The following is an 11721-nucleotide window of genomic DNA, read 5'->3' as shown; positions in this document are numbered from 1 at the left end:
TTGACCAGATATTTCGGCTGACCAAGTCACAGGAAGAGCGCTTTCTTGAAGTGTTTCATCGTCGTGGTGACCGGGTTCCCACTCATTACAGGATTCGGGACTATCTCGAGTCGCGCGTCTTTCGCCTCGACTACGTGGATTCCCCTCTCTCGGCAAGTGATGCCCTCGAACGGGGAGAGATGAACTGCATGGCAGTCGCTGCTATCAGTATTGCCATTTCGGATCTCGTCGGGCTTGAGTATGAAATCGAGATTCTGGATACCATGCCGGCCTTTGACCGAACCGAGCACGTCCTGTTGAGCATCCATCATGTACGGACCCGCATCCTGGACCCGGAATATCGGGCCACTGAGCGGGTGGTCGTTCTCCAGCGCCCGAGTGTGATCATCGATTATTTTCCATTCCGTACCGGCGTTAATAGCCGATCTTTGTCTCGGGATGAGTTTGTCGCTTTCTACTACCGGAATCTGGCGGTGGACGCGTTATTGAAAGAAGAGATTGATCGCGCATTTTCATTGGCCAATCGAGCCCTGGAGTTTGAGCCGAATCAGCCGGATGTCCTGAATCTAATGGGCATACTTCATTCCAGGCGGGGTGATGTTGTCTCGGCAGAGCATTATTACGACTACATCATCAATGTTCACGGGCTCAGCCCAAGCGTGTTGACCAATTATCGAAATCTCCTGGTCCGGCAGGAACGATACGATGAGGCGGAGCGCTTGGAGGCGCGGTTGGAGGAAATGGAGGATCCCAACCCTTTCCACTGGGTCGAGCTGGGTGAAAGCGCCAGGGTGGCTGGGGACTACCGGCAGGCCCTGCGATGGTTCCGCATGAGCCTGGAGCAGGCGCCGTATCTGCACGAAGCCTGGTGGCGAAAAGCCATGGTCTACGAGGCCTTGGGTGAGCCGGAGCGAAGCATTCAGGCGCTTTCCAGGGCGGTGGAGCTGGCCGGGCGACCGGCAACCGAGCGCCGGTATACCGGCAAGATGGAGGCGCTCAAGGGAAACATCGGTGACTCGGCACGGGAGCAGAGCCGGCCTTGAACTTGCTGGGGCGTTGTCGGGAAGCGCCGAACAAGAAAGGACGGTTAAAATCGGCAGGATGAAATCCCGGACTGGCAGAACGTCCTTGCCATGTCACGCCTCATAGCAGTTATTGAGAGCGCTATCACCTTGTACGATATGTCCCATTCTTTATACACGTCTAGCCCCCAAGCAGGCGGTAAGTTCATTCTCAGTGGGGGCTGAACTTCTCCCGCAGGATCTCGAGGTCCGACTCAGTCCATCCCCTGGGCTCCACAAGGGCTAGCCAGGCATCAAAATAGTGCTCGGCAGCAATGGTATGCCCATAGCCGGGGGGCGCCGTGCCGGCAGTCATGTCAGCGGCCAGTTGGAGCATGGTCACCACCGGAAACCAGCGGAGGTCCTTGCTCACATCCGGCCCCCGGGGTGACTTTAGCCAATCGGGTTCGCTGTAGAGGCTTTGGGGGGAGAAGAAGGTAATGGGGTCGCTGGCATATTGCAGGAAGGCGATACGGAAATCGCCCCAGTCTGTGGCGCCCTTCCTGAGCCCCCCGTGCTGGTTGGCGAAGCGAATAACCGAGTCATCTCTGAATCTCGGCAGCCAGGCGGGGGATCCGGGGTTGCGTCGCTCCGTGGCATCCTGCCAGGTCGGGCTGCGGAAGGGAGGGCCACTCCATAGGGCGCCATCGAAGGGATCTTCGATGATGTCATAGAAATCAAAGGAACGGTCCGAGTTGAGCGCGCCCAGGCTCAGGCCAAAGAGGTACAAAGCCGGCCGGTCATCTCTCGGAAGATTGCTCCAATGGCCATAGACGGCCTGGAACAGGGCACGGGCGCTCTCCATTCCATAGGCTCCCTCGGCCATGAGCGACACGGGGCTTGGCAGATAGGAATACTGGGCCGCCACGCTGGCAATATCCCCTCGCTTGAGATGTTCTATGGGGTTAATGCCGGCCGGATCCACCCAGCCGGTGCCTGTCGGGGTAATCAGAACGAGCATGGAGCGTTCAAATGCACCCAGTCGCTTGAGTTCTGCGAGCGCCAGGCCGGCCCGTTCCTCCGGCGTTTCGGCGGCATTGAGGCCTACGTATACCCGGATTACTTCGTTGCTTTCCTGTTCCGCGAAGTCCTGAAAGTCTTCCCTTGTGGGCCCACCTGCCAGGAAACGACGACCCTGTCGCCCCATGTCCTCCCAGGCCAGGAGCGAGTCGGGGCCACCGGCACGATAAGGATTGTCGGGTGCTTCTATCTCCGGTTCCATCAGCGCGTCCAGCTGTCGATGGGTCGTGTCGGCGCTTCGAAGTGCCAGTGAGAACAGGATGCCGTCGATGATCGCCCAGAACAGCAGGAAGGCCGTGGCGAGTCCCAGGATATGGGAAACCCGAGGCGGTACGATGCGTTCCAGCTGGGTAGCAAGATAGCGGAAGGTCTTGCGGAAAAGACGGGCCAGGGCAAGGCATAGAAAGAAGATGAGAACGGCAACGATAGCGACTACCAAAGAGCGAATGCCTGACGTAGGGTCCATCCCCATGAGTTCTCGAATATTGTTCTGCCAGGTATCCGCACGCCAGAGGAAGACCACAATAAGCAGGCCGGACACGACTGCGATAAACGATTTGATTCCGTAGAAGATCCTTCGCGGTGGTGAAGGGATGCCCAGAATGGCCCAAAGCCATGTCCCCATCACCCCCAGTCCGTATCCCGCAGCCAGGGACAGGCCGGAAATAAGCCCTTGCACCATCTCGCTTCTTGGCAACAAAGAGGGTGTCAGCGAGAAAGCGAAGAAGATAGCACCAAGCAGCAAGCCGACAATGGAAAAATGCTCGCGCAGAAAAGCAATTACCTCACCGGCGTGCCGTCGGGCTTTCTTGAGTAGCTTGTGCTTAGTCACTGCCGCGCTCGTCCCACGGTGGTGTGGGGAATCGGGGTTCCGCTGTCGCTTGTTCTTCTGGCCACACGACGGCTTTTTCGCCATCCTGCCATTGGATCAGGATACCCTGATTGGCAATCTGGTAACCACGACTGTCAACTTCGAAGGGGCCAAACAAGGTCGTCGTTCTCATGTCCAGAAGGGCCGTACGCAGCGCTCCCGACTCAATGCTGCCTGCCTCCTTAGCTGCCTTGGCAAACAGCCGGCAACTGCCATAGGCTCCAGCGGCATGAAAACTGGGTGCCCGATCAAAACGCTCCTGATAATCAGCCACGAAGGTTTCGATACCCGGCCGATCGAGTGTCGGTTCCCAGGCGGAAAGACCGTAGGTGTATTCACCATCCTCACCTAAAGTCTCGATATACTCCTCTACTGCGCCGGAACTGCCAAACATCTTCAAATCAATGCTGGAATCCCGGAGCTGCTCAGTCATCCGGATGAAGTCATCCAGGTTGGAAGCAGCCATGGCAAGCACTTCAACATCTCCATCGCGGATCTGACGGAGAATGGAGGAGAAGTCTTCCGTGCCACTCTCGTAGGCGGTGTGGAATACCACCTCCAGGCCCAGGTCCTCTGCTGTTTGCTGTGCGCCGGCTCCAGCAGCACGGGGGAATAATTGATCCTCCTTGACCACCGCGATCCTGTTCAGATCTCGCTCGGCGGCCAGATGCATGACGCCGGCAAGGAAAAGCTCGGCCGGAGGCAGAACCATGAACAGATACTCCCGTCCCTGTTCCCATATGGAGGTCGTTGCCGCCAGTGGGGAGATATGGATCATTTCATGGGCTTCGGTGACCGGTGCCACGGCCTCGGTCAAGGTGGAGCCGTATGGCCCCATGACGGCATCTACTTCATGCTTGCTAATTAGTTTCTCGTACAGTTCTGGTGCCAGTTCCGGATCAGAGCGGTCGTCCAGGATGGTGAACTCGACAGGACGGTTCAGAATACCGCCAGCTTCATTGAGATGTTCCTGGCAGAGAAGATAACCGTTTCTGGCCGCGGTGCCCTGGGTCGCATATGCGCCACTCTCCGACATGGTGGCGCCAATACGGAGCGTATCGGGGCGGTCCGTGCATCCCATGGCAGGGAGGAGGATGATGCCGAGGCCCAGTGTGAGGCCCAGTGATCTGCGGATACTACGGTACATACGGCTTCTCCAGGTTCAAGGAATATCGCGGTGTCCAGGCTCTGCGAAACGCCATGAGTAGCAGGCCAAAGAGAAAAAGCAGCCAGGTGGGATCCAGGGAGCCATTGGGATTGAGGCTGCAGCCCCCGGAACCGCCACTGATGGGCGGTGAGGATTCGCGGTTCACGTCGCCGAGGTAAACCGCGGACAGACTGCCGCCGGTGCTGGGGCGTTCCTGCGATTGCCAGACCCAGCTAATCCGAGACACGTCTTTCGGGATGTCCAGCTCATGGCGGACCCATTCTTCGGGGAATTCCTCCAGGCTCAGAAGCTCTTCCTCATCTGCCATGATTCTTAGCTTGCCCTGTGTGTTAGGGGTACCACGAAGGGAAAACGCCAGCGAATCGATACCCTCGGCATCAGGTTCCCAGCGAAGCCAGGATTCTTCTTCGGCATAGACTGGACCACTGATAACGCTCGGATGGGAATTCAGTGCCACCTGGTTCTGGGCCGTCCATAGTCCGTCACCTTCCGTGCTAACGTGCCCGGAAACGCCCAGTGCGTCGGCCAGGGAAGCCGGTGGCTGACGCCAATCAGTGGCATAGGACATACTTCGACGAAGGACCTCTGCGTTGTCTCTTTCCCCCTCAATCCCGACTGCCAGGCCGGAATCGGGATCGATGATATCCGGGTTGGAGAAGAAGTCGACACCAAAGCAGTTGTCGTAGACGCCGCCGCCGCAGCCGGGGTGATAGGCCATGACCGAGCTGAACTCATCAACTTCCACGTGGCCATAGGCAAAAGGTTCAATGAGACTTTCCGGGTCACCCGCGTTGTCCGGGTCATGAGCCAGGCCCAGGTTATGCCCCATCTCATGCGCCAGAACCTGTATTTCCTGGCAGGGATAGGCATTATTCACATTGTTAATGGATAAGCCGTTTTTAAAGCTGCGAGTGTACTCGGTAAGCAGATAGGCAACGCCACAGAAGTCTTCGAATACCCCGAAGCCGGCACCAAGATCTGCGGCGTATAGATCCAGCAGTTGTTCGACCTGGCTATCATTCCGGAAACTGTTCAAAGCCTGGAACATGCCCTCGGGATCTTCCTGGTAGGACCAATGAATCAAGCCAACGAGGCGAAAGCGGTGATCCACTTCACTATCCACTAGCGCCGTATTGGCCATGTCCAGTGCATTGGTCAGAAAAAGCCGCAGTCCGGCTTCATCTTCATGCTCAGCGATGGTGTCGTCGGTGTAAAAGGCAAGTACATCCACCACGGCGGTTTTCGCCGTTGCTCCGGCCGTCTGTGATCGAGCCTGAGGGGAGGGCTCGGTCGATCCAGTTAATAGTTGCTCCAGGTGTTTCGGGTGTTGCGCCGGGGCGGCGTCCGGGTCAATCCGATCAAGCCAGACGCGTTTTTCACCATCGGTGCTGACCCGGTATCGCCCCTCCCGGAGGCTGATCAGGCCATGAACCCGCTCCTGGCGGATTGTGAAGGTTGCTGAGCCGATGCGCTGGTCAGAGTCATGTACCTGACCATGCCAGGCGTAGGATCCGGGCCCGCGCTGTTGGATTTCTGTCTGGCGGAGCTCGAGGGCATGGCCCTTGGCGTCCAGGAAGGTCAGGTGCTCGTATTGGCTGATTGCCTCGAGATCGGCAATCAGGGGTTGGCGCTCTTTACTGTCTGATGGTGAGCGGGCTTCACTCATTCGGGGTTGGCTCTGGTCCACCTGCAGGAAAACAGGTCGTTGTTTCTCCGATAGCGCGACGGCCGTGCCGCTGCTGACGGACAGAATCAGAGCCACCAGGCCCAGGCAGCAATGACGCATTATCTCTCCCCCATAGTCTTGTTGGAAGATTCAGTGTTTCATGGGCGAATTGGGTGTGCAAGCAGGCTCCCTAGGGGCTGCGGAGGCCGGATTGGACGGCCTGAGTGATCAGCCATTGCTTGAGCAGGCGAATGGCGGGTTCGTGACGGCGGCTGGTCTTGTAGGCGAAATGAAATTCGTCGCCAGTGTCCAGTATGTGACAGGGCAGCCGAACCAGCTCGGCATCCCCTGAATCAAACATATAATCGTTACTAAGGGCGATGCCCTGGTGGTGCCGGGCGGCTTCGTGGGCCAGCAGCATATGACTGAAATGCTGGATTCTGGTGGCGGGCGAAATGGTCAGTGAGGCACGGGCCAGCCAGCGACGCCAGTCTTCATTCTTTTTCTCGAAGATGCTGGTCGCGGAGAGCAGGGTGTATTGCTTCAAATGCCCGGGCTGAAGCTGCTCCGGTTCGGGTTCAGTGATCAGGCCTTGTTCTTGCAGGTCCCGGCAGATTTGCTGCCAGTAACGGCGGCTGCAGACAGGGAACATCTTCTCCGAATAGAGCAGCTCGGAGCTGTAGCCGCGTTGCTTAGGGTTGATTGCGATGAAGCAGTCGCCCACCCGGTCCGACATTCTGGGCAAATCACTGAGCATTTCAAGGTCGAGATCCAGTTGAGGGTGCTGACGCTGTAGTTCCTCCATTCGGGGAATCAGCCAGCTCACGGCAAAGGAACTGTAAGCGGCTAGCCGAATCTGACTGTCCTGCTGACCCTGCAATTGCTGCGTGGCACGGCGGATCTGGCCCAGGGCGGAGCCGATCTGCTCATAGTACTGTGCCCCTTCGTCCGTGAGCCGGATCTGTCGGCCAGCCCGGTGGAAAAGGGTTTCGCCGAGAAAGCCCTCAAGTTGCCGGATCTGGTGGCTTACCGCGCTTTGGCTCACATGAAGTTCCTGGGCGGCCAGGGAAAAGCTGCGAAGGCGTGCCACGGCTTCGAATACAGGGAGTGTCTTCAGGGGTGGCAGTTCCACAATAATCGACCTATGAGAAAAACTAATAGAGGGTCAATAAAGATCATTATACATCATGGGTGGGCCTGGCTAGAATGAGCCCTCAATTTCAGCGAATCCCCTAGCGAGGGCGTGACATGTCCGGACGCACCGTAAACAGCGCAATTTTGCTTCTGGTGATCGGCAACTTCCTGGCCATCATCTCGGATAGCATCATCAAATGGCAGGGTGGCGATGTGGCCATCTTCCAGTTCGTGCTGCTGCGCGTGATCGCCACCCTGGTCATGCTGCTGCCCTTTCTGGCCATGATTGACCGTCGCCGCCTGTTCGAGGGCAGCCGTATCCACCTGATCCGCGCCCATGTGGGGCTGGCCGGGGTGCTGTGCATGATCGTGGCCCTGAACAGTCTGCCCCTGGCCACCGCCAATGCCATCTTCTACGCCGCCCCCGTGCTGGTGATGGTCTTTGGGGTCTGGTTCTTTGGTGAGCGCCTGACAGGCCTGAGCCTGGTGGCGGTTATCAGCGGGTTTCTCGGGATTGTGGTGATTCTGCGCCCGGTGGACCTGAGCTGGGAAAGTCTGAGTGCCCTGGGTCTGGCCATTGCCCTGGCCATCAATGCCCTGCTGGTGAGAAAGCTGCCCCGGGGGCAGAGCATGGTGCATACCCTGATGCTGACCCATGCCTATGTCCTGCCGGCGGCCATCCTGCTCGCCGTGCTGGAAGGGGCGCCCTTTGACCCCTCCCTGCTGGGCACGGCCTTTGCCTCGTCCTTCTTCATTCTCGGCTACAACATCACCATTCTGCTGGCTTATCGCCACTGCGCCGCCAACCAGGTCACCAGTGCCGAATACACCGGCTTGATCTGGGCCATGGTTGTGGGCTGGCTATGGTTCGCCGAGGTCCCGGACGTCTGGTTCTACCTTGGCTCGGCCATGATTGTCATTCCCCTGCTGTTGCAGAGCCTGGAGGAAAAACGTCGCCTTAGGATCGCCCGACAGACCTGTGAAGCCGGGTCTTAGACTGAGAGGGGAATCGTGGATTAATCCGCTCCTGCGATGGCATAGGCGTGCACCATAGGCACCGTAGGAGCGGATTCATCCGCGATCAAAGGCCGGAATTCCGCACCACGCAATGGGGTTCATTACACCTCATTCAGGCGAGGAATCAGGGAAATAAAATTGCACGGCCCGGTTCGACTGTCGAGCTGGTCGCCCAGAATCCGGTCCCAGGCGGTGCGGCAGGCCCCCGTGGAGCCGGGTAGGGCGAAGACGAGAGTGGCGTTGGCCGTGCCGGCGAAGGCCCGGGACTGGACGGTAGAGGTGCCGATCTCCTCAAGACTGTAGTGGCGGAAAAGCTCGCCGAAGCCCGGAATGTCCCGTATCAGCAGGGGACGGATGGCCTCGGGGGTGTTGTCCCGCCCGGTGATTCCCGTGCCGCCGGTGATCAGCACGCAATCCACCGCCTCATCGGCAATCCAGCGCGAGACCACGGCCCGCAACTGGAAGATGTCGTCCTTCACGATCATCCGCTCGGCCAGCTCATGCCCGGCGGTTTCCAGCCGCTCCTGCAAGGTATCACCGGAGGTGTCATTTTCCCGGGTACGGGAATCGGACACCGTCAGCACCGCAATGCGGATGGGGCGGAAGGGTTTGTCGGCGCAACCTTTACGTGACATGGGTTTTCCTTAGCAAGATACCGAGGTTCGCCTCCGTGGGAGCGGATCTATCTGCGATGGTCTGCCAGCGGGCACGTTGGCATTTCCTTGCCTGTGATCGCGAATAAATTCGCTCCTACGGACGCTTTGATTAGCAATTCAACGCTTCAAAGGCGTAATACGCCACTGCATCGCCCAAGGCCACTGTCTCCCCGGCAGGCACCCTCGCCAAACCATCCGCCCAGCTGGCGGAGCTCAACACTCCGGAGCCCTGGTGGGGATAGGTCTGGAGGCGGCCGTCCTCGACGCGGACGCGGAGGTATTCCTCGCGCTTGCCGGGCTTCGGGCGCTCGAAGTTGGCAGGCAGTGGGACAGGCGCCGGGACGATCCTGTCCCGGCCCTGCAGATGGCGCAACAGGGGAGCGCCAAAAAGCAGAAAGGTCACGAACAGGGAGACCGGGTTGCCGGGCAGCCCCAGAAAGGCCACCTGGCGATCTTGATGGCTCACATGCCCGAAGGCCACGGGTTTGCCCGGTTTGACCGCTATCCGCCACAAATCCAGGGCACCCAGTGCCTGTACGGCGGCTTTGACGTGATCCTCGTCACCGACGGAAACACCGCCGCTGGAGATGATCAGATCCGATCGGGCGGCCGCCTCCTGCAGTGCCTTGTGTGTGGCTTCGGGGGTGTCCGCCACACGCCAGGCCGGCAGGACCTGGCAGCCCATTTCAGTGAGCAGGCCGCTCAACATGCTTTCGTTGCTGTTGTAGATCTGGGCCGGGCCCAGGGGCTGACCCGGCTGGACCAGTTCATCGCCGGTGGACAGGATGGCCACCACCGGGCAGCGGCGGACCGTCAGTTCAGCCAGGCCGGAGCCAGCAGCAACGCCAATATCCTGCGGGCGCAGGCGTCGCCCGGCAGGCAGGATGTCGTCACCGGCCGCAATGTCCTCGCCGGCCCGGCGGATGTTGTCGCCGACTTTGATCGCACCATCGATCCATACCCGGCCATCTGATTCCCGGCAGCGTTCCTGCATGACTACCGTATCGGCGCCTGCCGGGATCACTGCGCCGGTATAGATCCGGGCTGCTGTGCCCTGTTCGAGCGGGGGGGGCGCATGGCCGGCGGGAATACGCTGACTCAGGGGCATCCCTTCACCGGCTTCGAATTCAGCCGCACGAAGTGCATAGCCATCCATGGCGCTGTTGTCCGCCGGGGGCGTGGGGCTGTCGGCAATTACCGATCGCGCCAACGTTCGGCCCAGGCAGTCGGCCAGGGGCAGCGTTTCCTCGCCAGTCAATGGCGCGACTGCCGCCAGAAGCTGGTCCCGGGCGGCCTCCACGCTCATCAGCTTGTGCGCATTGCTGTCGCAGCTGACAGGCTCAGCCATGTTGTGACTCCATGCTCACCGGATTGCCTTCCCGGTCAATGAACAGGAAGCGCTCCAGGCTGCCGCCGGACATGATGGTCTGGGCCATGCGCTTGAGATGATTGTCCACGTCTTCCTCGGAAGGCGGATTGGGGCCTTGGCCGGGCAGCACCGCTGTCATCATCAGGCCCCAGCCCGGCGCCCCGGCATCGGCATCCTGCTTGAGGCTGACAAAATCCAGCTTCTCATTGATGTCGAAGCTCTTTATGGCAATTGGCACCAGCTCACCCTCGTTCTCGATGGGACGTGTCTTGCCATCCTCACCCTGGGCGTAGGCATGGTCAATCCGCAGCAATACCGTCAGCAGCTTGTGCGGCTGCGGCTCAGCAGCGGCGATGGCGATCATGTCGTCGAAGCCGTGGATGGTTCTTTCGGCAATCTGAGTTGTGTTCATATTTGTCCCGGTAAAGAATCTGTACAGCGTTTCATAGGACCACCGTAGGAGCGAATTCATTCGCGATTCCCACAATGAGAGGGCGCCGTGCCCGCCCGAAGCCGATCGCGGATGAATCCGCTCCTACTGTGCTATTCATTGAACCAGCGGTGAGGTCGCCGCGTCCAGGTCAATGCCTTGAATCTCTGCCTGGCCAGCCAGTATCGAGATGTATTGGCTGACTCCCCGACGGTAGACAGACTCCACCAGGTAACTCTCGATCTGAGGGCGGGCTTCCTCGAAATCCAGAGGGCGGCCTTCATCACGGTGATGGATGAGAACAATGTGAAAGCCATAGCGGCTCTCCACGGCATGCTCGGCCACTTCACCCACGGGCAGGCGGGACAGGGCGCGTTCGAACTCCGGCGTGGTCTGGCCGCGTGCAATGATGCCCAGGTGCCCGCCTTCTTCCGCTGATGGGCAGCGGGAATGCTCCCGGGCCAGGGTCAGGAAGCTGGCATTCTCTTCTCGCAATTGACGGATCAGTTCCTTGGACTGCTTCCTGGCCTGGTCGCGCAGTTCGTCATCATCCGGCGGGGCCGGCAGCAAGATATGAGAGACCTCATGCTGATCCGGGGTCCGGAGCTTGTCGCGATTGGCGTCAAACCATTGGCGGCAGTCCGCCTCGGTGGGTTCCGGTCGATCCACATTGCGATCCAGAAGCTCCCGGATCATGGCTTCCTCGCGGGTTTCATCCCCCTCCGGGGTGATCTCACTCAGACCCTGGCGCTCGGCCTCATCCAGTAGCAATTCCCGGACAACCAGTGCGGTGGCGGCATTTCGCCGTGCCGTGCGCAGATTGGCGGCAGGATGATACTGCACTTCCCGATTGATGCTGTCTTCGCTGATCACCCGGCCATTCACCCGAATATCCGCTGAACCGGCGCGGGGGTCATGCATTTGTACTGTCATTTTGGAAAAACCTCCGGTTTTTCAACATCCCGTAGGAGCGAATTCATTCGCGATATCCACGATGAGATGCCGTTATGGCTTCCCAATCGCATTCCCAGCTTCAATCGCGGATAAATCCGCTCCTACGCTGGTCATTCGGGCTCAGCGAGCCCGAACGACCTGGTATGCCCGGCGAACGTATGCCACCGGCCAGCTCCAGATGTGCACCAGCCGACTGAAGGGGAAGGCGGTGAACATGATCATCCCCAGGAACATGTGCAGCTTGTAGATCCAGTGCACGTCCACAACATACTCCCAGGCGCCGGCCTGGAAGGTAACGATGGACTGTGCCCAGGAACCGAGCTGAACCATGACATAGCCGTCGGGGTGATCCACGGATACGGCAATGGTGGCCAG

At 59.3% G+C, this 11721-nt stretch carries 11 protein-coding genes; 2 read left to right on the top strand and 9 right to left on the bottom strand.

Features of this window, described 5'->3' with window-relative positions:
- Nucleotides 1-1043: tetratricopeptide repeat protein (locus ACJWXQ_RS09335; RefSeq protein WP_406672664.1), on the top strand; the 1043-nt coding region annotated here is incomplete at its 5' end.
- A gap of 190 nt (nucleotides 1044-1233) precedes the next feature.
- Here ACJWXQ_RS09335 and ACJWXQ_RS09330 read toward each other — a convergent pair.
- The 4 genes from ACJWXQ_RS09330 to ACJWXQ_RS09315 all read right to left on the bottom strand — a co-directional run bounded on the left by ACJWXQ_RS09330 (nucleotide 1234) and on the right by ACJWXQ_RS09315 (nucleotide 6918).
- Nucleotides 1234-2913 carry an alpha/beta hydrolase gene (locus ACJWXQ_RS09330; protein ID WP_406672663.1) on the bottom strand — a complete coding sequence of 560 codons (1680 nt, stop codon included), beginning with the start codon at nucleotides 2911-2913 and terminating at the stop codon, nucleotides 1234-1236.
- The gene (locus ACJWXQ_RS09325) at nucleotides 2906-4099 is read right to left on the bottom strand and encodes an amino acid ABC transporter substrate-binding protein (protein WP_346049642.1); all 1194 of its coding nucleotides are present in this window, start codon (nucleotides 4097-4099) and stop codon (nucleotides 2906-2908) included. The genes ACJWXQ_RS09330 and ACJWXQ_RS09325 overlap by 8 nt, the downstream gene beginning before the upstream one ends.
- Nucleotides 4089-5906, bottom strand: a complete 1818-nt coding sequence (locus ACJWXQ_RS09320; protein WP_406672662.1) for a zinc-dependent metalloprotease family protein — start codon at nucleotides 5904-5906, stop codon at nucleotides 4089-4091. Before ACJWXQ_RS09320 ends, ACJWXQ_RS09325 begins: the two co-directional genes overlap by 11 nt.
- 70 nt (nucleotides 5907-5976) lie before the next feature.
- The gene (locus ACJWXQ_RS09315; RefSeq protein WP_346049646.1) at nucleotides 5977-6918 is read right to left on the bottom strand and encodes a LysR family transcriptional regulator; all 942 of its coding nucleotides are present in this window, start codon (nucleotides 6916-6918) and stop codon (nucleotides 5977-5979) included.
- Between the two features lie 116 nt (nucleotides 6919-7034).
- On the opposite strand from ACJWXQ_RS09315, the gene ACJWXQ_RS09310 reads away from it, so the two are divergent.
- Entirely contained in the window at nucleotides 7035-7916 is an 882-nt protein-coding gene (locus ACJWXQ_RS09310; protein ID WP_346049648.1) for a DMT family transporter, read from the top strand.
- Between the two features lie 122 nt (nucleotides 7917-8038).
- On the opposite strand, the gene moaB is transcribed toward ACJWXQ_RS09310, so the two are convergent.
- The 5 genes from moaB to ACJWXQ_RS09285 form a co-directional block, all read right to left on the bottom strand.
- Nucleotides 8039-8572 (bottom strand): molybdenum cofactor biosynthesis protein B, encoded by a 534-nt coding sequence (moaB, locus tag ACJWXQ_RS09305; protein ID WP_346049650.1) that lies wholly within the window; start codon nucleotides 8570-8572, stop codon nucleotides 8039-8041.
- A 130-nt stretch (nucleotides 8573-8702) separates the two neighbouring features.
- Nucleotides 8703-9941 carry a gephyrin-like molybdotransferase Glp gene (gene glp / locus ACJWXQ_RS09300; protein ID WP_346049652.1) on the bottom strand — a complete coding sequence of 413 codons (1239 nt, stop codon included), beginning with the start codon at nucleotides 9939-9941 and terminating at the stop codon, nucleotides 8703-8705.
- Nucleotides 9934-10374 carry a hypothetical protein gene (locus tag ACJWXQ_RS09295; RefSeq protein WP_406672661.1) on the bottom strand — a complete coding sequence of 147 codons (441 nt, stop codon included), beginning with the start codon at nucleotides 10372-10374 and terminating at the stop codon, nucleotides 9934-9936. Before ACJWXQ_RS09295 ends, glp begins: the two co-directional genes overlap by 8 nt.
- A gap of 135 nt (nucleotides 10375-10509) precedes the next feature.
- Nucleotides 10510-11325, bottom strand: a complete 816-nt coding sequence (locus ACJWXQ_RS09290; RefSeq protein WP_406672660.1) for a peptidylprolyl isomerase — start codon at nucleotides 11323-11325, stop codon at nucleotides 10510-10512.
- Between the two features lie 141 nt (nucleotides 11326-11466).
- A partial coding sequence (locus ACJWXQ_RS09285; RefSeq protein WP_406672659.1) for a respiratory nitrate reductase subunit gamma occupies nucleotides 11467-11721 on the bottom strand: 255 nt, incomplete at its 5' end.

It is taken from the genome of Natronospira sp. (genome assembly GCF_007134575.1).
GTDB lineage: Bacteria > Pseudomonadota > Gammaproteobacteria > Natronospirales > Natronospiraceae > Natronospira > Natronospira elongata.
Note: the sequence above shows the minus strand (reverse complement) of the source record. Positions and strands in the feature narration are given on the sequence as shown.